General features: G+C 70.1%; 23 protein-coding genes. 16 read left to right on the top strand and 7 right to left on the bottom strand.

Going from position 1 to position 23,586, the window contains the following annotated elements:
• Window positions 1-79: 79 nt before the first annotated feature.
• Window positions 80-1,162, bottom strand: a complete 1,083-nt coding sequence (locus AB0E56_RS01015; RefSeq protein WP_359796254.1) for a HAMP domain-containing sensor histidine kinase — start codon at window positions 1,160-1,162, stop codon at window positions 80-82.
• 10 nt (window positions 1,163-1,172) lie between these two features.
• On the bottom strand, window positions 1,173-1,844 hold the full coding sequence (locus tag AB0E56_RS01010; RefSeq protein ID WP_359796253.1) for a response regulator transcription factor: 672 nt from the start codon (window positions 1,842-1,844) through the stop codon (window positions 1,173-1,175).
• Window positions 1,845-1,931: 87 nt separating this feature from the next.
• Here AB0E56_RS01010 and AB0E56_RS01005 point away from each other — a divergent pair, with 87 nt between their 5' ends.
• The 4 genes from AB0E56_RS01005 to AB0E56_RS00990 all read left to right on the top strand — a co-directional run bounded on the left by AB0E56_RS01005 (window position 1,932) and on the right by AB0E56_RS00990 (window position 5,126).
• Window positions 1,932-2,603 carry a M15 family metallopeptidase gene (locus AB0E56_RS01005; protein ID WP_359796252.1) on the top strand — a complete coding sequence of 224 codons (672 nt, stop codon included), beginning with the start codon at window positions 1,932-1,934 and terminating at the stop codon, window positions 2,601-2,603.
• Window positions 2,600-3,724, top strand: a complete 1,125-nt coding sequence (gene alr, locus AB0E56_RS01000) for an alanine racemase (RefSeq protein ID WP_359796251.1) — start codon at window positions 2,600-2,602, stop codon at window positions 3,722-3,724. The genes AB0E56_RS01005 and alr overlap by 4 nt, the downstream gene beginning before the upstream one ends.
• A complete protein-coding gene (locus AB0E56_RS00995; RefSeq protein ID WP_359796250.1) occupies window positions 3,721-4,671 on the top strand; it encodes a D-alanine--D-alanine ligase in 951 nt (316 codons plus the stop codon). The genes alr and AB0E56_RS00995 overlap by 4 nt, the downstream gene beginning before the upstream one ends.
• 65 nt (window positions 4,672-4,736) lie before the next feature.
• Entirely contained in the window at window positions 4,737-5,126 is a 390-nt protein-coding gene (locus AB0E56_RS00990; protein ID WP_359796249.1) for a VOC family protein, read from the top strand.
• Between the two features lie 11 nt (window positions 5,127-5,137).
• Here the strand turns inward: AB0E56_RS00990 and AB0E56_RS00985 are convergent, their stop codons facing one another.
• From AB0E56_RS00985 to AB0E56_RS00975, 3 genes are read right to left on the bottom strand one after another with little or no spacing between them, the layout of a single operon-like run.
• Window positions 5,138-7,672, bottom strand: coding sequence for a DUF3516 domain-containing protein (locus AB0E56_RS00985; protein WP_359796248.1), 2,535 nt, complete (start codon window positions 7,670-7,672; stop codon window positions 5,138-5,140).
• A 48-nt stretch (window positions 7,673-7,720) separates the two neighbouring features.
• Window positions 7,721-8,434, bottom strand: coding sequence for a purine-nucleoside phosphorylase (deoD, locus tag AB0E56_RS00980; protein WP_359796247.1), 714 nt, complete (start codon window positions 8,432-8,434; stop codon window positions 7,721-7,723).
• A gap of 42 nt (window positions 8,435-8,476) precedes the next feature.
• Window positions 8,477-9,331 carry a sigma-70 family RNA polymerase sigma factor gene (locus AB0E56_RS00975; RefSeq protein ID WP_359796246.1) on the bottom strand — a complete coding sequence of 285 codons (855 nt, stop codon included), beginning with the start codon at window positions 9,329-9,331 and terminating at the stop codon, window positions 8,477-8,479.
• Window positions 9,332-9,422: 91 nt separating this feature from the next.
• On the opposite strand from AB0E56_RS00975, the gene AB0E56_RS00970 reads away from it, so the two are divergent.
• Window positions 9,423-10,208 (top strand): NAD(P)H-binding protein, encoded by a 786-nt coding sequence (locus AB0E56_RS00970; protein ID WP_359796245.1) that lies wholly within the window; start codon window positions 9,423-9,425, stop codon window positions 10,206-10,208.
• A gap of 103 nt (window positions 10,209-10,311) precedes the next feature.
• On the opposite strand, the gene AB0E56_RS00965 is transcribed toward AB0E56_RS00970, so the two are convergent.
• Window positions 10,312-10,980 carry a DNA alkylation repair protein gene (locus AB0E56_RS00965; RefSeq protein WP_359796244.1) on the bottom strand — a complete coding sequence of 223 codons (669 nt, stop codon included), beginning with the start codon at window positions 10,978-10,980 and terminating at the stop codon, window positions 10,312-10,314.
• Between the two features lie 19 nt (window positions 10,981-10,999).
• Window positions 11,000-12,037 (bottom strand): FUSC family protein, encoded by a 1,038-nt coding sequence (locus AB0E56_RS00960; protein WP_359796243.1) that lies wholly within the window; start codon window positions 12,035-12,037, stop codon window positions 11,000-11,002.
• Window positions 12,038-12,162: 125 nt separating this feature from the next.
• Between AB0E56_RS00960 and AB0E56_RS00955 the strand changes: the two genes are divergently transcribed.
• The 11 genes from AB0E56_RS00955 (at window position 12,163) to AB0E56_RS00905 (ending at window position 23,475) form a co-directional block, all read left to right on the top strand.
• On the top strand, window positions 12,163-13,119 hold the full coding sequence (locus AB0E56_RS00955; RefSeq protein ID WP_359796242.1) for a manganese catalase family protein: 957 nt from the start codon (window positions 12,163-12,165) through the stop codon (window positions 13,117-13,119).
• 101 nt (window positions 13,120-13,220) lie between these two features.
• A complete protein-coding gene (locus AB0E56_RS00950; RefSeq protein WP_183151669.1) occupies window positions 13,221-13,676 on the top strand; it encodes an SRPBCC family protein in 456 nt (151 codons plus the stop codon).
• 44 nt (window positions 13,677-13,720) lie between these two features.
• Complete coding sequence (locus AB0E56_RS00945) at window positions 13,721-14,782, top strand: DUF998 domain-containing protein (RefSeq protein WP_359796241.1); 1,062 nt, start codon at window positions 13,721-13,723, stop codon at window positions 14,780-14,782.
• Between the two features lie 110 nt (window positions 14,783-14,892).
• On the top strand, window positions 14,893-15,120 hold the full coding sequence (locus AB0E56_RS00940; RefSeq protein ID WP_220173871.1) for a hypothetical protein: 228 nt from the start codon (window positions 14,893-14,895) through the stop codon (window positions 15,118-15,120).
• 68 nt (window positions 15,121-15,188) lie between these two features.
• Window positions 15,189-18,077 carry an AAA family ATPase gene (locus AB0E56_RS00935; protein WP_359796240.1) on the top strand — a complete coding sequence of 963 codons (2,889 nt, stop codon included), beginning with the start codon at window positions 15,189-15,191 and terminating at the stop codon, window positions 18,075-18,077.
• Between the two features lie 75 nt (window positions 18,078-18,152).
• Window positions 18,153-18,356, top strand: coding sequence for a cold-shock protein (locus AB0E56_RS00930; protein ID WP_017831237.1), 204 nt, complete (start codon window positions 18,153-18,155; stop codon window positions 18,354-18,356).
• Window positions 18,357-18,535: 179 nt separating this feature from the next.
• Window positions 18,536-19,564: an iron-siderophore ABC transporter substrate-binding protein gene (locus AB0E56_RS00925; protein ID WP_359796239.1), complete on the top strand. Its 1,029-nt coding sequence runs from the start codon at window positions 18,536-18,538 to the stop codon at window positions 19,562-19,564.
• Window positions 19,565-19,597: 33 nt separating this feature from the next.
• A complete protein-coding gene (locus AB0E56_RS00920; RefSeq protein ID WP_359796238.1) occupies window positions 19,598-20,647 on the top strand; it encodes an iron ABC transporter permease in 1,050 nt (349 codons plus the stop codon).
• Entirely contained in the window at window positions 20,644-21,726 is a 1,083-nt protein-coding gene (locus AB0E56_RS00915) for an iron chelate uptake ABC transporter family permease subunit (protein WP_359796237.1), read from the top strand. Before AB0E56_RS00920 ends, AB0E56_RS00915 begins: the two co-directional genes overlap by 4 nt.
• Entirely contained in the window at window positions 21,723-22,523 is an 801-nt protein-coding gene (locus AB0E56_RS00910; RefSeq protein ID WP_359796236.1) for an ABC transporter ATP-binding protein, read from the top strand. Before AB0E56_RS00915 ends, AB0E56_RS00910 begins: the two co-directional genes overlap by 4 nt.
• Window positions 22,513-23,475 (top strand): siderophore-interacting protein, encoded by a 963-nt coding sequence (locus tag AB0E56_RS00905; protein ID WP_359796235.1) that lies wholly within the window; start codon window positions 22,513-22,515, stop codon window positions 23,473-23,475. The genes AB0E56_RS00910 and AB0E56_RS00905 overlap by 11 nt, the downstream gene beginning before the upstream one ends.
• Window positions 23,476-23,586 lie beyond the last annotated feature (111 nt).

Raw genomic sequence — 23,586 nt, 5'->3', positions numbered from 1 at the left:
AAACCGCGTTCCGGTCCGACATCCGTGAATCCGTCCGACATCCGTGCACCCGCGGGCGCGTCAGGAGAAGGCGGGCGCGTCAGCCGAGGGGCGCGGGGTAGGGGTGCGGCAGCCAGACCGTCACGATCAGGCCTCCGTCCGTGCGCGGGGTGAGCACCAGCGTGCCGCCGTGCGCCTGCGTGATGCGGTCGACGATCGCGAGGCCGAGACCGGCACCGGCGTGATCGTCGCTGCGGGTGCGCTCGGCCCCGCGCTGGAACGGCTCCACCAGCGTCGCCACACGGTGGGCCGGAAGCACCTCGCCCGTGTTCTCGACCACGAGTGCGACGGCGTGCGGCATCGCATGCGTGCGCACCGCGACGGAGCCGCCGAACGACAGGTTGTGCACGATCGCGTTGAGCACGAGGTTCGTGACCAGCTGCGGCAGCAGGGCCGCCGAGCCGAGCACCGGAGCGGGAGCGCCGCCCACCTCCACGGCCACACCTCGGCGATCCGCGAGCGGCACCAGCGCCTCGACCGCCTCCTCCGCGAGAAGCGAGAGGTCGACGATCTCGCGGGTGAACGCTCGGCGATCCGCGCGGCTGAGCAGCAGCAGGGCCTCGGTCAGATCGATCGCGCGCGTGTTGACCTCTCGGAGGCGGGAGATCAGCGCATCGACATCGCGGTCGGGATCGTCGCGCGCGACTTCGAGCAGAGTCTGCGAGATCGCGAGGGGCGTCCTCAGCTCGTGCGAGGCGTTGGCGGCGAAGCGCTGCTGCTCGGCCACATGCGCCTCGAGCTGCTCGAGCATCGCGTCGAAGACGTCGGCGAGGTCGCGGAACTCGTCACGGCGACCGGGCAGACTCACCCGGTGCGACAGCGAGCCCTGCGCCGCGAGCCGAGCCGCGTCGCCGATGCGCTCGAGCGGCGCCAGCATCCGTCCGGCGAGCAGCCAGCCCCCGCCGAGGCCCAGCGCCAGGAGGACGACCATGACCGTCGCGGCGACCGGCACGAAGGCGCGGATCAGGTCGGAGCGGTTCGGCACGCGGAGGTCGGTGAGCACCGGGATCTGCACGTCAGGGACGTACCGCAGCAGGTACAGCGCCACTGCGGCGAGCAGCAGCAGTCCCGAGACCACGACGATCCCCGCATAGCTGAGGGTGAGCTTGAGGCGGGCGCTCATCCCGCGGCGCCTAGGCATCCGCATCCGTCCCGATCCGATACCCGACACCCGGCACCGTGAGGATCAGCCACGGCTCGCCCAGGCGCTTGCGCAGCGAGGAGACCGTGATGCGCACGGCGTTCGTGAACGGGTCGGCGTTCTCGTCCCAGGCGCGTTCGAGCAGTTCCTCGGCGCTGACGACCCCGCCGCCCGCGTCGACGAGCACCTCGAGCACGGCGAACTGCTTGCGGGTGAGCGCGACGTACCTGTCGTCGCGGTACACCTCGCGGCGGAACGGATCCAGACGCAGCCCCGCGACCTCCAGCACCGGGGGACGGGCGCGCTGGCGTCGTCGATCGAGGGCACGCAGGCGCAGCACGAGCTCTCGCAGTTCGAAGGGCTTCGTGAGGTAGTCGTCGGCTCCGATCTCGAAGCCCGTCGCCTTGTCGTCGAGGCGGTCGGCGGCGGTCAGCATCAGGATCGGGATGCCGCTGCCCGAGGCCACGATCCACCGGGCGATGTCGTCGCCGGAGGGACCGGGCACATCGCGGTCGAGCACGGCGATGTCGTAGGAGTTGATGCTCAGCAGCTCCAGCGCGGTGTCGCCGTCGCCGGCGATGTCGGCCGCGATCGCCTCCAGGCGCAGGCCGTCGCGCACCGCCTCGGCGAGGTAGGGCTCGTCCTCGACGATCAGCACACGCATGGCTGCGATCCTACGCAGTGCGGTGTATCGGGAGCATATGGAAAAGCGCATACGCCCTGGCAACCGCGCCCCTTCTTCACTGGGAGCATGAACACCCGCACCACCTCCCGTCCCCCACGAGCGCGCCGTCGCCGCCGGGTCGTCGTCACCCTGGCCACCGCGGTCGCCGTGGTGATCCTCGCGTTCGCTCTTCAGCAGTCGTTGTCGGTCGCATTCGCCGACGCCACCCACACCGGACCGTCGCCGTCCCCCACTCCGCGGCACGACGGCGGAGACTTCAGCGGCTCGGTCATGGCGCCGAGCGAGGCCGACGGCGTGATCCGCGACGACGACAAGCCGACCGTGTTCGAGGTGGACCGGGTCGCGATCGGCAACCTCGATCCCGGGCTGTCGGAGGCGTTGCAGCGCGCCGCATCCGACGCCGATGCGGACGGCATCACGTTCCGGGTCAACAGCGGATGGCGCTCTCCCGCGCTGCAGCAGCGGATGCTGCAGGACGCGGTCGTGCAGTACGGGTCGGAGGACGAGGCCCGCCGCTGGGTGGCGACGCCGGAGACCTCGGAGCACGTGACGGGCGATGCGGTCGACCTGGGGCCGTGGCCCGCGCTGGACTGGCTCGCGCAACGCGGATGGCGCTACGGCCTGTGCCAGATCTACGCCAACGAGCCGTGGCACTACGAACTGCGTCCAGAGGCCGTCGACGACGGATGCCCCGAGATGCTCGCCGATCCGACCGTCGACCCGAGGATGACCCGATGACCGCCGTTCTCGTACCGCAGCGTGCCGCCTCCTCGCGGCTGCACGCCCCCACGCTGTACACGCTGCCGACGGGTATCGCGGAGAACGTGCGTCGAGTGCGGGAGGTCACGGCCGCCCGCATCATGGCCGTCGTGAAGGCCGACGGCTACGGGCACGGGGCGGTCACGGTCGCCACGGCCGCGGTCGCCGCGGGGGCCGGATGGCTCGGGGTGACCGACGTCGGCGAGGCACGCGCGCTCCGGGAGGCGGGGCTCTCGGTGCCGGTCCTGTCGTGGCTGAACCCGTCGGGAGTGGATGCCGAGGAGGCCGCGAGGCACCGAGTCGACATCGCGGTCGGCTCCGCGGAGGAGCTGCGCCAGCTGATCGCCGATGCCGGAAAGCCGGTGCGCGTGCATCTGCACCTCGACACGGGCATGTCCAGGGGTGGGAGTCCGCTCGACGAGTGGCCGGAACTGCTCCGCCTCGCCCGCTCCGGGCGCGGCAGGGTCGAGGTGGTGGGGGTGATGGGCCATCTGCCCCGCGCGGACGAGGGGGATCCCGCGGCGAATGCGGCTGCGGTGCTGCGCATGCGGCAGGGGCGTGACGCCGTGCTGCGGGCCGGCTTCGGACCGGTGCTCGTGCACCTCGCAGCGACCTCCGGTGCGCTGACCGATCCGGCGACGCACTTCGGCATGGTGCGGATCGGCGCCGGCCTCGTGGGCATCGACCCGTCGGAGACGACCGTGCTGGCCGGGGCGTCCCGCTGGACGGCGCCTGTCGTGCACAGCGTGCTCGCCTCCCCGGGCACCGCCGTCGGCTACGGCGGTGCGCACGTTACCGACCGGGAGACGCACCTCAGCGTCGTGGGAGTGGGGTACGCCGACGGCATCCCTCGGGAGCTGGCGCCGGATGCGGGCGTCGAGATCGGGGGGATGCGGCACCGGATCGTGGGGAGGGTGTCGATGGACCAGATCGTCGTCGACACCGGGTCGGTGCCCTTCCCCCGCGGCGCGGTGGCGACCGTGTTCGGACCGGAGGGGGGAGCGGTTCCTGCCGTGCAGGACTGGGCGCGCTGGGCAGGGAGCATCCCGCACACGGTCGTCACCGGCATCGGCACACGGGTTCAGAGGAGCGTGGCATGACGACGAACGTGCTGGTCATCGGCGGAGGGCAGAACTCCGAGCACGAGGTCTCGCTGGCCTCGGCGGCCGCGGTCGCCGCCGCCCTGCGGATGGGCGATCACGAGGTCACGAGCGTGACGATCGATCGCGAGGGGATCTGGCGGGTCGACGGGCGTCCGAACGGCGCGACTCCCGCAGAGTCGCTCGCCCTCGCCCTGCCGCTCCTCACCCGCACCGATGTGGTGTTCCCCGCCGTGCACGGCGCGCTCGGGGAGGACGGTGCGCTGGCGGCGCTGTGCGCGCTCGCCGGAGTACGCGTGGTGGGGTCGGGGCTGCGGGCTGGGGCGATCGGCATGGACAAGTGGACGACCAAGCTGGTGGCGGATGCCGTGGGCCTCGGCACCGCGCGGGGCCGGCTGGTCGCGGCAGAGGACATCGGCGACGTCGAGTTCGAGGGGGAGGTCGTGGTCAAGCCCGTGTCGGCCGGATCGAGCCACGGCGTGAGCCTGGTGACCGAGGAAGGGCAGCTGCTCTCGGCTCTGCGGGAGGCGGCGCGCTTCGATCGGCGGATCCTTGTCGAGGAGGTGGTGCGGGGGCGGGAGATCGACGTCGCGGTGCTGCGCGAGAAGGGCGGTGTGCGGTGGGCGGCGCCGCCGTTGGAGATCCACGCGACCGGGTTGTTCGACACGGCCACCAAGTACGACGGCAGTGCACGGTTCACGGTTCCGGCAGCGCTCGACGCGGCGCAGACGGCCGCCCTCAAGCGTGCCGCGATCGCCGTGTTCGATGCGCTCGGTTGCGATGGGGTCGCGCGCATGGACTTCTTTCTCACCGATCGGGGGCCGGTGCTGAACGAGGTCAACACGATGCCGGGGCTGACCGCCGCATCCCAGGTGCCGCGGATGTTCGCCGCCGTCGGGGTGGCGTACGTCGATCTGGTGGCGCGGCTCGTGCGTGCGGCCTCGTGACGGAGGTTCGCCACGTCTCCGGGGAACCCCTCGACAAGCGAGAGCTTCGGGCGGACCATGGAAGCATGGCGGCCTTCACAGCGGACAACGCGTTCAGCGGATTCAGCGTCGACGACATCGACGCGGCGAAAGAGTTCTACGGCACGACCCTCGGCCTCGACGTCGAGGTCAACGCGATGGGGTTCCTCGACCTGCGGCTGCCCAGCGGCGCGTCGATCCTCGTGTACGCGAAGCCGAACCACACCCCGGCGAGCTTCACGATCCTGAACTTCCCGGTGTCGGACGTCGACGCCGCGGTGGACGAGCTCATCGAACGGGGCGTGCAGACCAAGATCTACAGCGACGACGAGTTCCCCTCGGATTCACGCGGCATCGTGCGCGGCAACGGTCAGGGCCCGGACATCGCGTGGTTCCGCGACCCGGCGGGCAACGTGCTCGCGGTCATGCAGGCCTGACGCCGAGGGCGCTACAGCCGGTCGACCGCCGTGACGGTCACGACGGCCTGTCCTGCCTCGTCGGAGGCGGCGAGGTCGATCGTCGCGGTGATGGCCCAGTCGTGGTCACCGGCGGGGTCGTCGAGGATCTGCCGTGCCGTCCACGCCGTCGCGCCCTCGTCGAGGATCAGCAGCTTCGAGCTGCGGGCATCCGCGCCGGTGAGGAGCTCGTCATGGTCGGCGAAGTACCCGTCCAGCGCGTCCGACCACGCATCGGCGCCGAAACCGGGGTCGAGCTCGGCGAGGCCGTCGATGTCTTCCCGTGCCGCCAGCTGCACCCGTCGGAACAGCTCGTTGCGCACGAGGATGCGGAAAGCGCGGATGTTGCTCGTGAGCCGCTTCGGTGCGGGCGGCACGATCGGCTCGTCGGGCGCGTGCGGGTCGAAGCGTCCGTTGTCGACGCCGGCGATCAACTCCTCCCACTCGTCGAGCAGGCTGGAGTCGACCTGACGGACGAGTTCGCCGAGCCACTCGATGAGGTCGCGCAGATCCTCGTCCTTCAACTCCTCCGGAACGGTCTGCGAGGCAGCGCGGTACGCGTCGGAGAGGTAGCGCAGCACCACACCCTCCGAGCGCGCGATCTTGTAGTAGGCGACATATTCCCCGAACGACATGGCCCTCTCGTACATGTCGCGGACGACGGACTTCGGGTGCAGTTCGAAGTCCCTGATCCACGGCTGAGCGGCGCTGAAGGTCTCGAACGCAGCTCCCAGGAGCTCGTCGAGCGGCTTCGGGTAGGTGATCTGCTCGAGCAGCTCCATCCGCTCCTCGTACTCGATGCCCTCGGACTTCATCGCGGCGACCGCTTCGCCCCGGGCGAGGAACTCCTGCTGGCTCAGGACCGCGCGCGGGTCGTCGAGCGTCGACTCCACGATCGAGATCATGTCGAGCGCGTACGAACCGGTCCCCGTGCCGGCGGCGGGATCGGGGTCGAGCAGCTCGAACGCGGCGAGGGCGAAGGGGGACAAGGGCTGGTTGAGTGCGAAGTTCGGCTGGAGGTCCACCGTGAGCCGGATCTCCCCGTCGGCCGTCTGCTCGACGATGCCGGATTCGCGGAGCGTGCGGTAGATCCCGATGGCGCGGAGTGCGAGCTCGCGCCGGCGTTCCCGCGACTCGTGGTTGTCGTATACGAGCGCGCGCATATTTCCGAACACGTCGCCGCCGCGCGCGATGACGTTGAGCATCATCGCGCTGGTGATCTGCATGTGCGAGGTCAGGGTCGCCGGTTCCGCATCGATGAGTTTGCGGAACGAGGGCTCTCCCCACGACACGAAGCCGTCCGGTGCCTTCTTGCGGATGATCTTCCGCTTCTTCTTCGGGTCGTCGCCGGCCTTGCGGATCGCGGCGATGTTCTCGCTCTCGTGCTCCGGGGCCTGCGCGACCACCGTGCCGGCGGTGTCATACCCGGCGCGACCGGCACGCCCCGCGATCTGGTGGAACTCGCGGGCGTTCAGCTGCCGCATCCGGGTGCCGTCGAACTTGGTGAGCGCGGTGAGCAGGACGGTGCGGATCGGGACGTTGATGCCGACGCCGAGCGTGTCGGTGCCGCAGATCACCCGCAGCAGACCGCGCTGCGCGAGCTGCTCGACCAGTCGCCGATACTTCGGCAGCATCCCGGCGTGATGCACACCGATCCCCGCGCGCAGGAACCGCGAAAGGGTCTTGCCGAACGCGGTCGTGAAGCGGAACTCGGCGATCAGGGCTGCGATCTCGTCGCGCTGCTCTCGGGTGGCGACTTTGGTGCTCGACAGCGCCTGTGCACGCTCCATCGCGGCGGCCTGCGAGAAGTGCACGACGTAGATCGGAGCTTGTCCGGTGTTCAGCAGGTCGTCGATCGTCTCGTGGATGGGCGTCGTCTCGTAGAAGAAGTGCAGCGGCACCGGGCGCTCGACCCCGGTGACCGTCGCGGTCTCTCGACCCGTTCGACGGGTGAGGTCGGCGGCGAGCTCGGTGACATCGCCCAGGGTCGCCGACATCAGGATGAACTGCGCCTGCGGGAGCTCGAGCAGCGGCACCTGCCAGGCCCATCCGCGGTCGGGGTCGGCGTAGAAGTGGAACTCGTCCATCACGACCTGCCCGACATCGGCATCCGTGCCCTGGCGCAGGGAGAGGTTGGCGAGGATCTCGGCGGTGCAGCAGATGATCGGAGCGTCGGCGTTGACCGAGGAGTCGCCCGTGACCATGCCGACGTTCTCGGCGCCGAAGACGTCGACCAGTGCGAAGAACTTCTCGCTCACGAGGGCCTTGATCGGTGCCGTGTAGTAGCTGCGGCGCCCTGCGGCGAGAGCGGTGAAGTGCGCGCCGACCGCGACGAGCGACTTCCCGGTGCCGGTCGGGGTAGACAGGATCAGGTTGCTGCCCGAGACGATCTCGATGGTCGCCTCGTCCTGCGCGGGGTAGAGGCTGATGCCCGTGCTCTCCGCCCATTCGACGAACGCGAGGTAGACGGCGTCCGGGTCCGCGGCGTCCTGGACGATGGCGGGATCGAGCCGCGGGGAGGAAGTCATGGTCTTCCGATCATCCCATCCGGCGGGGATGCCGACCTGCGAGGCTGATCAGGCGGCGGTCGCGGCGCGCAGCGCGATGCGGATCATGTCGCCGAAGGTCTGCTCGCGCTCCTGCGCCGTGGTCTCCTCACCGGTGACGATGTGGTCGCTCACCGTGCAGATCGCGAGGGCGCGCCGACCGTGGAACGCCGCGAGCGTGTACAGGCCGGCCGCTTCCATCTCGACCCCCAGGATGCCGTGCTGCACGAAGGGCTCCATGAGCTCGGGGCGGGTGCTGTAGAACTGGTCGCTCGAGAACAGCTGTCCCACGTGCACGATCGATTCGAGCTCGGCGTCCTCGCTCGCCTCGACCGCCGCGCGCAGCAGTCCGAAGTCGGCCACGGGAGCGTAGTCGAGTCCGTGGAAGCGCACGCGGTTGATGCCGGAATCGGTCGACGCACCGCTGGCGATGATGATGTCGCGCACCTTCACGCGCTCTGTCAGCGCACCGCACGACCCCACCCGGACGATCGTCTGCACGTCGTAGGAGTCGAACAGCTCGTTGGCATAGATCGCCATCGACGGCTGCCCCATGCCCGAGCCCTGCACAGAGACGCGGTGCCCCTCCCACGTGCCGGTGAATCCCAGCATCCCGCGCGTCTGCGAGTACAGCTCGGCGTCGTCGAGGAACGTCTCGGCGATCCACTTCGCGCGCAGCGGATCCCCGGGGAACAGGACGACGGGGGCGATCTGGCCTGGCTCTGCGGCGATGTGGGTGCTCATGGCCTCAGCGTAGCCAGCCGGTGAGACGGAGACGACGCGCGCTCACGGGAGTGCGATCGTCGACAGGCGTGCGGGATCGGCGAGGACGTGCAGCGCCGCGATCCGCCCATCTTCGACCTCGAAGCTCATGAGCGACACGAGACGCTCGCCGAACATGGCGGCCACTCCCGGACGGCCGTCGATCAGCACGGGTGTCGAGTGCGCCGCGAGGCGGGCGGCGAGCACGGCCTGCGCGCCGATCTGCTCCGCGCCGTGAAGGGTCTGAGCGCTGGTGCCGTAGTCGGCGTGCAGAGTCGCGTCCTCATGGAGCAGACCGAGGAGCGTCGTCAGGTCGCCCTCCTGCGCTGCCGCGAGCCACGCGTCCACCAGTGTGCGTCCGCGGCGGCGGTCGGCGCGGGCAGGCACGGATGCCTCGCGCAGGCGGCGACGCGCGCGGGAGGCCAGCTGCCTGGCGGCGTCGGGCGACCTGTCGAGGGCGGCAGCCACCTCGTCGAAGGGCTGACCGAACACGTCGTGCAGCACGAACGCGATCCGCTCGGTGGGTGACAGCGTGTCCAGGACCACGAGCAGCGCCACGTTGACCCTGTCGGAACGGTCGACCATGTCGGCGAGGTCCGGTGCGGGATCGACGGGCTCGTCGCGCCAGGGCTCGACGTTCCAGGAGTGCTCGCGCGTCGATCGCGGGGCGCGGAGCAGGTCGAGGCTGATGCGCGAGACGACGGTCGTGCACCACGCGTCGAAGTTGTCGATCCCGGCAGGATCCGTTCGCGCCAGCCGCAGCCAGGTCTCCTGCACCGCGTCGTCGGCGTCGGCGCTCGAACCGAGCATCCTGGTCGCGATCGCCCGCAGCCGTGGCCGGGTTTGCTCGAACCGTCGTGCGAGTTCTTCGTCGTCCATGTCACATCTCCTCGTCGTCGCTCGTCATGATCTCGACGGATGCGACGGCCGAGATGTGACAGGCCGCGCGAGACACGAAAGGCAGACCATCATGAGCACTCCCATTCTCGTCACCGGAGGCACCGGCAACATCGGACGCCACACCGTGCCGCTGCTACGCGCTGCGGGCCGCGACGTCCGCATCCTGACCCGGCATCCGCGAGCGGCGGAGCCGGGCATCACCCATGTCGAGGGCGACACCGTGAAGGGGACCGGGCTCGACGCCGCGCTCGAGGACGTCGAGACGGTGCTGCACCTCGCCGGCGGCGCGAAGGGCGACGACGTCGCGGCGCGGAACCTCGTCGAGGCCGCGCGCCGCGCCGGCGTCCGCCACATCGTGCTGATCTCGGTCGTCGGCGCGGGCAGCATGCCGATCGGATACTTCCGGATGAAGTCTGCGGCGGAACGCGCGTTCGAGGAGTCGGGCATCCCGTGGACGGTGCTCCGCGTCGCGCAACTGCACGACTTCGCGATGCCGATGGTGAAGGCGCTGCCTCGGATGCGTCTGGCGCCACAGGGGCTGCGGTTCGAGCCGGTCGGGGTGGAGGCGGTCGCCGAGCGGCTCGCGGCGGTGACACTGGGCGCACCCGCCGGACGCGTACCCGACCTGGCCGGCCCCGAGGTGCAGGAGATCGGGGATCTCGTGCGGACGTTCGACCGTGCCCGCGGGCGCAGCCACAGGCTCCTGTCGATGCGCATCCCCGGTGCGGTGGGTCGTGCCTATCGCGCGGGCGACAACCTCGCCGACGAGACCGCGGTGCGTACAGGCTCCACGTGGGCGCAGTTCGTGTCCGCCGGCGTCGGGTCTGCGGCGTCCGAGGTCGTGGGGTCGCGCTGAGACACCTGTCGTGGGGAGGGGATCCGCGGTTCGGAGGTGTGAATCGCGGATACGGCCCTCCGAACCGCGGATCACCTCCGCAGCGCGACCGCGGGAGGAGCGCTCAGCCCTCGCGACGACGCACGATCTCGCCGATCCACAGCGGAGCGAACGGGGAGGTGCAGCCGGGAGCGGTCGGGTAGTCGGCGAGGACCTGCAGGCGTTCGCCGATCTCCAACGCCCTCGCACGGTGCTCAGGATGGAAGATGCCGATGTTCGCGAGGGTCTCGTTCATCGCCCACTGCAGACGACTCGGAGCGTCCTTCATGTCGCGCTCGATCAGGTCGAGGAGGTGCGGCAGGTCGAGGCCATCCGCGTCCTTCATCACCCGCACCGTGGTGAGTGACCAGGCGGCGGCGGCCACCGTTGGGTCGGAGTCGTCGAACCATCGCAGCCGGAGCTCCTCGGCCAGCGGCGACTTCTTGACGACGTAGTTCACGAACCAGTCGTTCACCTTCGGCGGCCGGGTGTCGCGCAGCATGGCGTCGAGCTCGTCGGCGGTGAAATCGCGCGGGCGGCAGACCAACAAGGCCAACAGCCGCGCCGGTGTCTCCCCCGTCGCCCACAGTTCCTGCGCGAGGGGCTGGTCGGTCTTGATGCGTTTCGCCAATGCGCGCATCCGGCTGAGATTGATGCCGTGGTCGTCGCCGCGCTTCTCGTTGGCGGCGCGCATCTTCGGGTCTTCCAGGGCCGCGAGCTCGCCCAGAGCCTCGGGCACGGTCATCTCGGACATGCTCTCAGGGTACGCGGACTCAGTCCTCGTCCAGCAGCTCGCCCCGGATGCGGCGGAGGTCTTCCAGGAGCGAGCCGATCAGGATCCAGTGCTGCGACGAGGGCGGCCGCACCACGAGCGGCGCCGTGAGCGCGGGGATGGTCGAGGTCAGGGTGTCCGGCTCGGGGGAGGCCTCCGCGACCTGCACGGCCAACCGCACGTCGTGGCCGGCCCTGCGCAACTGCTCCGCGATGGCCGATACGACGGGCTCGTCGCCGAGGGTGTCGTCATAGTGGTCGAAGTACGCCCTGGTCATGCCGATCGTCTGGGTCACGATGGGCGACAGGCGCTCGAGCAGCTCCCGCAGCTCCCGCAGTTCCGCGCGGTGGGTCGAGCGCCGCGGGTTCAGGGTGAGCGATTCCTCCCCCGCCGCGATGGAGGCGTCAGCGGCGTCCTTCATCGGGCGCAGCAGGCGCACCTCCAGCATCAGCTCCTGCAGCTTCGCGGGTGTCTGCGGTTCGGGCAGCGCGACCGCCAGCCGATCCAGGCTCGCCGCGAGCTCCCGACCGAGCAGGCCGACATCGCGACGGGCGGGCGCGACCAGGACGGGCGGGACGATCAGGGCGTTCACGACGATGCCGATCACCACGCCGATCAGCGTCTCCACGATGCGCGCGAACGCGTACTCCGGGCTGGAGGAGCCCAGCGCCAGCACGAGCATCGCCGAGATCGCGACCTGGTTGCCGGTGCCGGGGGAGGCGCGGAAGATCCACGCCACGAGCATGGCCACCACGATGGCGAGCAGCACGATCCAGCTGGGCGACCCGAGCAGCAGTCCCAGCGCGACGGCGATCACCACCCCCGCGATCACCCCGATGCTGCGTTCGAGCGCCTTCGACAGCGACTGGTTCACGCTGGGCTGCACGACGAGGAGGGCGGCGATCGCGGCGAAGACCGGCAGCTGCGCGGGGAACACCCATCCGGCGATCAGCCACGCCGCGATCGTCGCTGCGGCCGACTTCACGACCTGCAGCAGCGGGGAGCGCTTGGAAGCGCGGATCGCGGCGGGGATGCGCATGACCTCAACGCTAGTCGTGCGGCGGCCGCATGATACGCGCCGGTCGGGGACGCGTCCATCGGGGTGGCCGATCGGCGTCGAAGGCACAGAGTAGGCCGTCCATCCCCGACGGCGAGGAGCCTCACATGTACTTCCACCTGCAGCAGCTCATCAACGAGATCGAGCCGGACGAGCCGGATCCCGCGGCGGCCAACGCCCTGCAGGAAGGACTGGGTGGCCAGTTCGGCGAGATGCGGACGATGATGCAGTACCTGTTCCAGAGCATCAACTTCCGCGGCCCCGCAGGCAAGCCCTACCGCGACCTCATCCAGGGCATCGGCACGGAGGAGATCAGCCACGTCGAACTCATCGGCACCACGATCTCGCGGTTGCTCGACGGCTCGCCGGCGTATCAGGGGAAGAAGGGCGACCCGGTCGACGCCCCTGGTGCCGGTGGTGCCGTGCCGCTGGAGATCGCCCTCGATCACAGCAACATCCATCACTACCTCGTCGGGGCGCAGGGCGCGCTGCCGGTCGACGCGGCCGGGAATCCGTGGATGGGCAGTTACGTCTACAACTCCGGCAACCTCGTGCTCGACCTGCTCTACAACCTGATGCTCGAATCCACCGGACGCCTGCAGAAGTGCCGGCTGTATGAGATGACGGCGAACAAGACCGCGCGCTCGACGATCTCCTACCTGATCGTGCGGGATCAGGCGCACGAGAACGCCTACGCGAAGGCGCTCGAGACCCTCGGGGTGAACTGGCGCACCAGCCTGCCCATCCCGAAGACCAACGCCGAGAGCTTCCCTGAGGTCAAGCGGCTGCTCGATCTGGGTCTGCAGAGCAAGCAGTACTCCTTCGACCTCGACGACAGGTCGGAGGCGGGGCGCATCTTCCAGGGGATGTCGCCATCCGGCGACGGCACCGAGCTGGTGGCCGACGAGCAGGCGCCGGAAGGGGTGCCGTCGACGATCGCCCCCGAGCGCCCTGAGGAGTTCTCTCCCGGCGCGGACGCCGAGCTGCAGGCCCTCATCGAAGCCACCGCCGAGATGGAGATGGCCGACATCGACGCGACGTTCGGTCGGATGTCTGGCAGCTGACGAGGGTCGCGGGATCGGCGGCGGATGTCAACCCCGTCGCCGATCCTCGCGATCACCGGCTGAATGAGAACACACGAACGACGAACAGTGAGGAGCATCCCATGGTGCAGATCATCGAGACCATCGACGTCCACGTTCCCGTCCGCACGGCGTACAACCAGTGGACGCAGTTCGAGAGCTTCCCGAAGTTCCTCGACGAGGTCGAGTCGATCACGCAGATCGACGACACGCATACGCACTGGAAGGTGAAGGTCGGCGGAGCGACGCGAGAGTTCGACGCCGAGATCACCGAGCAGCACCCCGACGAGCGGGTCGCGTGGAACAGCGTCGGCGGCGAGACGGAGCACGCGGGAGTGGTGACCTTCCACACCCTCGACGACACGAACACCCGGGTCACGGTGCAGCTCGACTGGGAGCCCGAAGGCCTGCTCGAGAAGCTCGGGTCGCTGGTGGGCGCGGGCTCGCATGCCGTGAAGAAGGACCTGCAGAACTTCAAGGAGTTCATCGAGGGCCGCGGGGTCGAGACCGGCGCCTGGCGCGGTGACGTCGACGCCTGACGCCCGGGCTTTCGGGTGTCCCCTGCTCGTGCTTGCATGAGCAGATGGAGCGGGACGAGCGGTTGCGCGGCGAGACCAGGGCCGTGTGGGCGACGGCGTTCTGCTTCGTCGTCGGTGCGGCCGCGGGCGTCCTGCTCCTGCGGGGTGACCCGCGGCCGCTCACCGGCGAGGGGTCGCTGGCGATGCCGGCCGCTGCGATCGCCGGTGTCGTCGCGGCTGCCGCATTCCTCACGAGCACGCTCATGCACCGTCGCGGCGAGACGGCGCCGATGCCGCGCTGGCAGGCCGTGGTGTCTGACCTCTCCGCGATCGCGCTGACGGTGGCCTTCGGGGCGGTCACCGTGATGGGGGTGCTGCTCACCGCCGAGGTGCTCGCGGCCGGGCTCCAGGGGCTGCGGCTCGGGGCGGTCGGCGGGGGACTGCTCACCGGTGTCGCCGCGGCGGTCGGCGGTCGGTCGGCATTCGGGGCGGGCATCGATCTGCGCACGACCGATCTCGCCGCGCTCCTGTTCGGCTTCCTCACGATCGGCACGCTCTTCGCCATGGTCACGGCGGCCGATCCGTCCTGGTGGGAGCAGAACTTCTCGCAGCTGGGCGGGTCGTGGGCCTTCAACGGCACGCTCGTCGTGGCCGGTCTGCTGGTCGCGACCGTCGGGTCGTACATCGGACGCGACCTGCATCGGATGCTGGGCGATCCCGCGGTAGCGCGCATCGCCGGGGTCGTCGCCCTCTGGGCCGCCTGCGGGATCGCCCTGGCCGCCGTCGGACTGCTGCCGTTGCACAGGGTGCCCGTGCCGCACGACATCGCCGCTTTCGCGACACTCGTCCTCTTCGCCGCTGCGGCCGCCGCCACTGTGATCGCGATACCCGGGCCGCCCCGCGCCCTGCTGATCACCTCGATCGGCGTCGGAATGCTGGTGGTGGTCGCCCTCCTCCTGTGGATCCCGTTCGGGCTGTACTCGGTCACGGCCGTCGAAGCCGTGATCGTCGGACTCGGGCTGCTGTGGATGTTGACCCTGGTGCGGGTGCTGGCGATCCTGACGCCGACGCAGTCCCGGCCGTCGGCGCGTCCGACCCTCCTGCGCCAGGCGCCGTCGGCCCGCTAGCCCGCGGCATCCCTAGTCGGCCGCTTCCCGAAGATAGGGAGACCGTCCGATGTCGGCGGGGTACCTCAGAGCGGAGTGTAGGGATACAGCGAACCGTCGAGGAGAACCCCATGTACGAGCACCCGTACCTCACTCATCAGATCACCCAGTTCGAGCAGGAGCAGATGGAGCGCGCCGCCGCGCAGCGGCGCTTCCTCATCGAGCACGCCGACCAGATCGTGCCGCGTCCGGCGGGAGCGGTGCGTCGGATGCTCGACCGCGTGCTCGGCGTCGACCGCTCCCGCACGGCGACCGCACGTTCGACGAAGGTCTGCGAGACGGCGGCGCCCGCACGGTGAGCGAGGCCTTCGCGGAACCCGGCCGGCGCCCCGGCCCGAATGTCGGTCGGGAGTGGGACGATGAATCCATGCCTCCTTCCGCTCCGAGCGCCGAGATGGTCGGCCGCGCGGCCGAGCTCGTCGAGGTGCGCCGGTTGTTCGACGGCGTGCGCGACGGCGTACCGGCGGCGCTCCTGGTCGAAGGCGAGGCCGGGATCGGCAAGTCGCGGCTGGTGCGGGAGTTCGCGGCGGGCATCGAGCAGACCGCCGACGTGCACGCCGGCTGGTGCCTCGACCTGGGGTCCGCTCGCACGCCGTACGGTCCGCTCACGGGCATCCTCCGTTCGATCGTGGCCCGCATGGGGGTCGAACGGGTGCGCGAGTCGGTCGGCGTCGGCGCCGAGGCGCTCGGGATGCTGCTGCCCGAACTGGTCGACGCCCCCGCAGACCGCGACCGCACGAGTCCGGAGCGGCTCCGCGACGCGATCGCCTCGCTCATCGAGGCGGCGGCCGAGCGCGCGCCCCAGGTGCTCGTCGTCGAAGACCTGCACTGGGCGGACGAGTCGACGCTCGCCATCCTCTCCTTCCTGCTGCGGGCGCTCGGCCGGGGGCGCATCCTGCTGCTCATCACCTGCCGCACCGACGATGTGCGCCGCGGGGACGCGGTGAGCCGGTTCATCGGCGAGTCGACGAGGGCCCGGCTGCTCGAGCGTCTGACCCTGGGCCGACTGGACGAGCGCGCCGTGCGGGAGCTGGCCGAGCAGATCACGGGCCGTCCGCTCAGCGAGGCGGCGTTGGGGCGCATGCAGGAGCGCGCCGAGGGCGTGCCCTTCTTCATCGAGGAGATCGCCGGGTGCTCGAACGGCCCGTTGCCCGACGGCCTTCGCGATCTGCTGCTCGCCCGGTTCGACCGGCTCGGCGATGACGCCCGCCACGTCGTGCAGGTCGTGTCGGGAGCCGAGCGCCCGCTGTCGCATCCCCTGATCACGCGCCTGGTCGACCTCCCGGAGCAGCGGCTCGACGAGGCGATCCGGGAGGCGACGCGCAGCGGCATCCTGGTCGTGGTCGACGACGACTACCGCTTCCGGCACGCCCTCCTGCGCGAGGCCGTGCACGACGACCTGCTTCCGGGGGAGCGGGCGCGACTGCATCGCTCGTATGCCGAGACCCTCGAGGCGCACGGCGCGGGCTCCGAGAACGGTGACGCCGCGGCGCTCGCCTACCACTGGCAGCTCGCGCAAGACGACCGGAAGGCGCTCGTCGCCGCGGCAGACGCCATGCGCCACGCCAAGGCGCAGTACGCGTTCGCCAGCGCCGCCCGCTTCGGCGAGCTCGTGCTGGAGCTGTGGCCGCTGGTGCCCGATGCGGCCGTGGCCGCCCAGGTCGAGCGCCTCGACCTGCTCCTCGTCCTGGGCTCGGTCCTGCGCAATGCGGGCGACGGCGAACGCGCGCTGGCCGTGGCGAACGTGGCCCTCGCTGAGGTCGATCCCGCGACTGTCGATCCGCGTCTGCATGCGCGGCTGCTGCGCAACAAGGCGCTCTATCTCGTCAACCTCGGCCGGCTCGGAGCCATCCCGCTGCTGCAGGAGGCCCTGGCGATCGCAGAGGAGCACGTCCACGATGACGTCTTCCGCGCCGAGCTGCTCAACCAGCTCGCCAGCCGTCGCATGATCGCGGGCGACCGCGAGGAGGCGATCCGGCTCGCCGATGAGGCCGAGCGTGGGGCCGCAGGCGCGGAGTCCACCGATCAGCTGTCGATCGCGGCGAACGTGCGCGGCGGCTCGCTGGCGCACCTGGGCGAGGTCGAGGCCGGCGTACGCGAGTACGAACGTGCCAGAGCGCTCGCTGCGGGGTCGAATGCCGAGATGCGGTACCGCGTGAACTACTCCGACCTGCTCACACTCCTCGGCCGCTACCGCGAGGCGGTGGAGGTGGCAGAAGAGGGGCTTCGGCGCGCGCGCGAACTCCGGGTCGAGCGCACCTCTGGCTCGATCATGGCGCAGAACATGGTCGTGCCGTTGCTCGAGCTCGGCGAGATCGAGCGGGTGGAGGAGATGCTGGCGCGCGACTTCGTGCAGGGGACTCTGCGCGTGTTCCGCATGTATATGAGCATGACGCGCGTACGGGTGCTGGCCTGGCGTGGCCGATCGGCAGAAGCGGCCGAGATGCTGCGGGACTGGCTTCCGGCGTTCGAGGAGACGGGGGTCTCGGAGCGGCAGATCTGGTACGACCGCGTCATGATGACGGTCGCGGTCGCCGAGAGCGAGGGAGACCTCCGCGGCGCGCTCGACACGATCCTCGGGATGTTGCACGACGACCGCCCTGCGCTGCTCCATCAGCGTCGACTGCTGCTGGAGGGCGCCGCGATCGTCGCCGAGCTGCGCGCAGAGGGCGTCGACGTCGGGGAGGCGTCGGACGCCATCCGCGGGGCCTGGCTCTCGCAGCCGTCGGAACTGCAAGACGATGCCTGGTCGACGATCCTCGACGCGCTGCTCGACCCGCGTCACGATGCGGTCGATGCCGCGGTGCGCCGGGCCGAGGGAGACGACGTGCCGGTCACCCTCCGGGTCGTCCTGCGGCTTGAGCGCGCACGACTGCTGGTGCGGGACGGCGACCGGTCGTCGGCCTCGACGGAGCTCGCCGTCGCCGCCGACATCGCCGAGGCGCTGGGGCACGCGCAGTTGCAGACCGCCGTCGCCCGATTCGCCGCCGTCGCGGGACTCGCTCCGCGGGCGGCTGCGGAATCCGTGCAGGGCGGCGAGGCTCTCACGGCCCGCGAGCAGCAGGTGCTCGAACTCATCGCCGAAGGTCTGAGCAACCGGCAGATCGGCGAGCGTCTGTTCATCAGCGTCAAGACCGTGAGCGTTCACGTCTCGGCGGTGCTGAGAAAGCTCGGCGTGAGCACGCGCACCGAAGCCGCGCTCCTGCAGAGGAGTCCGGCGTTCGGTGCTTCTGCTCAGCCCGCCGTGGTAGCGTGACAGAGCGCGCGTGTCGGATGTTCCGACTCGGCGCAGGCCGTGCGAACGGCCAAGTCAACAGAAAGTAGAAAACACATGGCCACTGGCACTGTGAAATGGTTCAACGCGGAAAAGGGCTTCGGCTTCATCGCTCCCGATGACGGCTCGGACGACCTCTTCGCCCACTACTCGGCTATCGCCGGCTCCGGTTTCAAGGAGCTCCGCGAGAACCAGAAGGTCGAATTCGACGCTGAGCGTGGCCCCAAGGGCATGCAGGCGGCGAACATCCGCGCTCTCTGAGCGCGCGCTGACTTCCTGAAGCCGGCCGGATCCTCACGGATCCGGCCGGTTTTTTCGTACCTCGGAGACGGACTCGAAGTGAGGCGGACCTAACCTCCGTGTTAGATTAGGCCAGGCTTACCAAAGGCTGGGCGCGGCTCTCGCGCCGACACCCACCCCGAAACCCGAAGGGAACGCCTGTGCGCATCTCTCGAATCCTCGCCATCGGCGCAGCCGCCGCGCTCGCCGTCGGCCTCTCCGCCTGCGCCTCCTCCGCACCGCAGTCGACGGCGGAGACCGGTGGCAACCCGGCATCGGACGACGCGTTCCCCGTCACGGTCGAGCACGCCTACGGCGAGACGACCATCTCGGCGAAGCCTGAGCGCGTCGCGACGATCGCCTGGGCGAACCACGAGGTGCCCCTGGCCCTGGGCATCGTGCCCGTCGGCATGAGCAAGGCGACGTGGGGCGACGACGACGACAACGGCGTGCTGCCCTGGGTCGAGGAGAAGCTCGACGAACTCGGCGCCGAGACCCCGGTGCTCTTCGACGAGACCGACGGCATCGATTACGAGGCGGTCGCCGACACGGAGCCCGATGTGATCCTCGCCGCGTACTCCGGCCTGACGCAGGAGGAGTACGACACCCTCTCCAAGATCGCGCCGGTCGTCGCCTACCCCGAGGTCGCCTGGGGCACCTCGGTCGACGACATGATCGAGATGAACTCGAAGGCACTGGGTCTCGAGGATGAGGGTGAAGCACTGATCGAGGAGCTGCACGCAGACGCGGAGGCCGCCCTCGAGGAGAACAGCATCCTGAAGGACAAGAAGGTCCTGTTCGCCTACCTCGACCCGACCGACCTGAGCCAGATCGGCTACTACACGGCGACGGACACCCGCCCCGGATACCTGCACGACAACCTGGGGCTGCCCTACCCGTCGCTCGTGGAGGACACGGCGGACACCGACAAGTTCGACCTGACGATCAGCGCCGAGGAAGTGGCGAAGTTCGAAGACGTCGACGTGTTCGTCACCTACGGTGATGACTCGCTGATCCCGCAGCTGCAGGCGGACCCGCTGCTGTCGAAGATCCCGGCGATCGCCGAGGGACGCATCGCGATCCTCCCGAACGCGACGCCGATCGCCGCATCCGCGAACCCCTCGCCGCTGTCGATCCCGTGGGGACTCACCGACTACCTCGCGATGCTGGCCGCGCCGCTGTCGAAGTAATCGTTCGATCCGCATCGGCGGAGTGAATCCCCCGTGACCTCAGCAACCGTCATCGCACCAGCACCGGGCGCCGCAGACCTGCGACGCCCGGTGCTGGTGCGCACCCTCTGGCTGCTCATCGGGGTCGCGGTGCTGGTCATCCTCAGCGTCCTGTCGATCTCCTTCGGCGTGCGTGCGGTCTCCTTCGACGACATCGTCGCGGCTCTCGGCGGCCACACCGACACGATCGCCCAGGCCGCGATCGTCAAGCGCATCCCTCGCACCGTGCTCGCGCTCCTCGTCGGGGCGGCGCTCGCGCTGGCGGGTGCGACCATGCAGGCTGTGACGCGCAATCCGATCGCCGACCCCGGCATCCTCGGCGTCTCGAACGGGGCTTCGCTCGCCGTCGTGTGCGGCATCGCGTTCTTCGGGCTCAGCAACCCCTATGGACAGATGGCGTTCGCGATCGCCGGAGCCGGGATCGCCGCCGTCTTCGTGTACGCGGTCGGCTCGCTCGGTCGCGGTGGCGCGACCCCGCTCAAGCTCGCTCTGGCCGGAGCAGCCACGTCGGCCGCCTTCGCCTCGCTCATCAGCGCGGTCATGCTGCCCCGCGTCGACCTGCTCCAGACGTTCCAGTCCTGGCAGATCGGCGGCGTCGGCGGGGCGGAGTGGCCGCGCATCGCCCTCACTGCACCCGTGCTGGCCATCGGAGCCCTGATCTGCTTCCTCAGCGCGCGCGGCATGAACTCCCTCGCCCTCGGCGACGACATGGCCAAGGGTCTCGGTGAGCACGTGTTCCGCACGCGCATGGTCTCTGCGCTCGGCGCGGTGATCCTCGCCGGCGCGGCGACAGCGATCGCCGGACCCATCGGCTTCGTCGGCCTCATCGTCCCGCACATGTGCCGGATGCTCGTCGGCACGGACCACCGCTGGCTGCTGCCGTTCTCGGCCATCGCCGGCGCCGCGCTGCTGACCGCGAGCGACATCGTCGGCCGGGTTATCGCCCCGTCGTCGGAGGAGATCCAGGTCGGCATCATCACGGCCATCATCGGCGCCCCGTTCTTCATCTGGATCGTCCGCCGTCAGAAGGTGCGTGAGCTGTGAGCACGACCGAGCACACCGAGCACACCCTCGACCGCGTCGACGAGCCGGCATCCGCCCGCATCGCCCGCATCGTCGCCGGCCGTCGCTCGCGCCACCGCCGGCACGCGATCGCGACGATCGTGCTCGGGGTGCTGCTGCTCGTGCTCTTCACGGTCGCCCTCATGGTGGGCAACACGTTCTATTCGCTCGATGAGGTCATCCGCGTGCTCCTCGGCGAGACCGTTCCCGGAGCCTCCTTCACCGTCGGCGACCTGCGGCTGCCGCGCGCGGTGCTCGCGGTCCTGACCGGGATCGGGTTCGGCATGGCCGGCGTCTGCTTCCAGACGATGCTGCGCAACCCGCTCGCATCCCCCGACATCATCGGCATCTCCAACGGCGCCGGGGCTGCTGCGGTGTTCGGCATCGTGGTGCTGTCGCTCAACGGTCCGCTCGTCTCGCTGCTCGCCCTCGGCGGTGCCGTCGTCACGGCTCTCGCGATCTACCTGCTCTCGATCAAGGGCGGCTTCGCGGGCACGCGCCTGATCCTGATCGGCATCGGCGTCGCCGCGATGCTGCAGAGCGTCATCTCGTACATGCTGTCGCGGGCGGCGAACTGGGACATCCAGACCGCGATGCAGTGGCTGACCGGAAGCCTCAACAACGCGTCGTGGGAGCGGGTGCTGCCGATGGCGATCGCCGCGGCGATCATCGTGCCGTTGATGCTGTCGCAGGGCCGTGCGCTCGGTGCCCTCCAGCTCGGCGACGACTCCGCCGCAGGACTCGGGGTCCGCGTCAACACCACGCGCCTGCTGCTCATCCTCGGCGCCGTCGCCCTGCTCGCCTTCGCGACGGCAGCCACCGGCCCCATCGCGTTCGTCGCGTTCATGGCCGGACCCATCGCCGCCCGTATCACAGGGCCGGGAGCGAACCTGCTGCTGCCGTCGGCCTTCGTCGGAGCCGTCCTCGTGCTCGGCGGAGACCTGATCGGCCAGTTCGTCTTCGGCACCCGCTATCCGGTCGGCGTCATCACCGGCGTGGTCGGCGCGCCGTACCTGATCTACCTGCTCATCCGCACCAACCGCTCCGGGGGTTCGCTATGACCGTGTCGCACAGCCTTTCGGCCGACGGGGTGACGCTCGCCTACGGCGACCGCACCATCATCGACGGCCTCGACCTGCAGATCGCCCCCGGCAGGATCACCACCATCGTGGGCGCGAACGGTTGCGGCAAGTCGACCCTGCTCCGCTCGCTCGCGCGCCTGCTCTCTCCGACCGCAGGGCAGATCGTGCTCGACGGCAAGTCCGTGCACGCGCGGCCGACCAAGGAGGTCGCGCGGGTGCTCGGCCTGCTGCCGCAGTCTCCGGTCGCACCCGAGGGCATCGCGGTGGCGGATCTGGTGGGCCGCGGTCGGCACCCGCACCAGAAGATGCTCGCCCGGTGGAGCACCCACGACTACGAAGTGGTCGCCGACGCCCTCGATGCGACCGGCATCACCGAGCTCGCCGACCGCAGCGTGGACGAGCTCTCGGGCGGACAGCGCCAGCGCGTGTGGATCGCGATGGCGCTCGCGCAGGAGACCGACATCCTGCTGCTGGACGAGCCGACCACGTTCCTCGACGTCGCGCACCAGGTCGAGGTGCTCGACCTGCTCACCGACCTGAGCGTCTCACGCGGCACGACCATCGTCATGGTGCTGCACGACCTCAACCTGGCGGCGCGCTACGCCGATGAGCTGGTGGCCATGAAGGACGGTCGGGTGCACGCGACGGGCGCTCCGCAAGACGTCGTCACCGCCGAGCTCGTCGAAGAGGTCTTCGGCCTCGCCAATCAGATCACCATCGATCCGGTCTCCGGCAAGCCGATGGTCACACCCATCGGGAGGCATCATGTCCGCTGAGACCACCACGACCGAGCGCCCGACCTACATCCTCACCCGCGCCGAGGTGCGAGCCGTCGCCCGCGTCTCGCCGTCGTTCGTGCGGGTCACCTTCGGCGGTGAAGAGCTGTTCGAGTTCGGCACGCCCGGCGAGGTGTTCGACAGCCGCATCAAGCTGGTCTTCCCGCCGGCATCCGGCATCCTCCCCGAGATCGACCGGGACTCGGACAGCTGGTGGCAGGCGTACCTCGCCGTCCCGGAGGCCGAGCGCGGGTCGATGCGCACGTACTCGGTGCGCGAGCTGCGGGTCGATGCGGACGGCGGAACCGAGGTCGACGTCGACTTCGTCCTGCACCTCGAGCCTGGCCTGACAGGACCCGCGTCGCTGTGGGCGAGCCAGGCCGGCGTCGGCCAGGAGCTGTACGTCGTGGGACCGCGTCGTGGCGTCGACGTCGATGCGCACGGCGGAGCGGAGTACGCCCCGGGTGCCGCCGATTCGGTCGTGCTGGCCGGCGACGAGACGGCCGCTCCGGCGATCGCGCGGATTCTGGAGGACGCGCCACGGGACGTCCGCGGAGTGGCGTTCATCGAGGTGCCGTCTCCGGCCGACGTCCTGCGCATCGACGCACCCGTCGGGGTGGAGGTGCACTGGCTGCCGCGCGATGCGGGAGAGCCGCACGGTCTGCGCTTGATCCCCGCAGTGCTCGGATACCTCGGGGACGCCGATGCGACGGATGCGATCAGCGTGACGGACATCGACGGTGAGGACCTGCTGTGGGAGACGCCGGACTACTCCGGCCTCGGGGAGGACATCGCCACGCGGGAGGCCCCGGCGGAGCGGTACTTCTGGATCGCGGGGGAGAGCGGCGTCGTCACCACGCTGCGCCGGCACCTTGTCAAGGACCTCGGCATCGACCGCGGGCAGGTGGCCTTCATGGGCTATTGGCGCCGCGGCGTCGCCATGCGCGGCTGACCCGCCCTCCCCGAGCGGCTGCCGAAACGGAGACGACCCGAGCATCCGTCGGCGTGCCCTGTGTGGACGCGCCGCCCGGATGCCGGGTCGTCTCCGTTCCGGTGGCGGCCG

Origin of the sequence: Microbacterium sp. NPDC028030 (assembly GCF_040637855.1) — a bacterium.
In the GTDB taxonomy this organism is placed as follows: domain Bacteria; phylum Actinomycetota; class Actinomycetes; order Actinomycetales; family Microbacteriaceae; genus Microbacterium.
This window is presented reverse-complemented; position numbering and strand designations above follow the sequence as displayed.

What these genes read in the sequence shown, in the direction of transcription:
- AB0E56_RS00950 (WP_183151669.1), top strand. Translation starts at nt 13,221, where the DNA reads ATGGTGCAGATCATCGAGACCATCGACGTCCACGTTCCCGTCCGCACG.
- AB0E56_RS00955 (WP_359796242.1), top strand. Translation starts at nt 12,163, where the DNA reads ATGTACTTCCACCTGCAGCAGCTCATCAACGAGATCGAGCCGGACGAG.
- AB0E56_RS00960 (WP_359796243.1), bottom strand. Translation starts at nt 12,037, where the DNA reads ATGCGCATCCCCGCCGCGATCCGCGCTTCCAAGCGCTCCCCGCTGCTG.
- AB0E56_RS00990 (WP_359796249.1), top strand. Translation starts at nt 4,737, where the DNA reads ATGGCGGCCTTCACAGCGGACAACGCGTTCAGCGGATTCAGCGTCGAC.
- AB0E56_RS00940 (WP_220173871.1), top strand. Translation starts at nt 14,893, where the DNA reads ATGTACGAGCACCCGTACCTCACTCATCAGATCACCCAGTTCGAGCAG.
- AB0E56_RS01010 (WP_359796253.1), bottom strand. Translation starts at nt 1,844, where the DNA reads ATGCGTGTGCTGATCGTCGAGGACGAGCCCTACCTCGCCGAGGCGGTG.
- AB0E56_RS00910 (WP_359796236.1), top strand. Translation starts at nt 21,723, where the DNA reads ATGACCGTGTCGCACAGCCTTTCGGCCGACGGGGTGACGCTCGCCTAC.
- AB0E56_RS00975 (WP_359796246.1), bottom strand. Translation starts at nt 9,331, where the DNA reads ATGGACGACGAAGAACTCGCACGACGGTTCGAGCAAACCCGGCCACGG.
- AB0E56_RS00945 (WP_359796241.1), top strand. Translation starts at nt 13,721, where the DNA reads ATGGAGCGGGACGAGCGGTTGCGCGGCGAGACCAGGGCCGTGTGGGCG.
- AB0E56_RS00935 (WP_359796240.1), top strand. Translation starts at nt 15,189, where the DNA reads ATGCCTCCTTCCGCTCCGAGCGCCGAGATGGTCGGCCGCGCGGCCGAG.
- AB0E56_RS01005 (WP_359796252.1), top strand. Translation starts at nt 1,932, where the DNA reads ATGAACACCCGCACCACCTCCCGTCCCCCACGAGCGCGCCGTCGCCGC.
- AB0E56_RS00985 (WP_359796248.1), bottom strand. Translation starts at nt 7,672, where the DNA reads ATGACTTCCTCCCCGCGGCTCGATCCCGCCATCGTCCAGGACGCCGCG.
- AB0E56_RS00905 (WP_359796235.1), top strand. Translation starts at nt 22,513, where the DNA reads ATGTCCGCTGAGACCACCACGACCGAGCGCCCGACCTACATCCTCACC.
- AB0E56_RS00995 (WP_359796250.1), top strand. Translation starts at nt 3,721, where the DNA reads ATGACGACGAACGTGCTGGTCATCGGCGGAGGGCAGAACTCCGAGCAC.
- AB0E56_RS00965 (WP_359796244.1), bottom strand. Translation starts at nt 10,980, where the DNA reads ATGTCCGAGATGACCGTGCCCGAGGCTCTGGGCGAGCTCGCGGCCCTG.
- alr (WP_359796251.1), top strand. Translation starts at nt 2,600, where the DNA reads ATGACCGCCGTTCTCGTACCGCAGCGTGCCGCCTCCTCGCGGCTGCAC.
- AB0E56_RS00930 (WP_017831237.1), top strand. Translation starts at nt 18,153, where the DNA reads ATGGCCACTGGCACTGTGAAATGGTTCAACGCGGAAAAGGGCTTCGGC.
- deoD (WP_359796247.1), bottom strand. Translation starts at nt 8,434, where the DNA reads ATGAGCACCCACATCGCCGCAGAGCCAGGCCAGATCGCCCCCGTCGTC.
- AB0E56_RS01015 (WP_359796254.1), bottom strand. Translation starts at nt 1,162, where the DNA reads ATGAGCGCCCGCCTCAAGCTCACCCTCAGCTATGCGGGGATCGTCGTG.
- AB0E56_RS00970 (WP_359796245.1), top strand. Translation starts at nt 9,423, where the DNA reads ATGAGCACTCCCATTCTCGTCACCGGAGGCACCGGCAACATCGGACGC.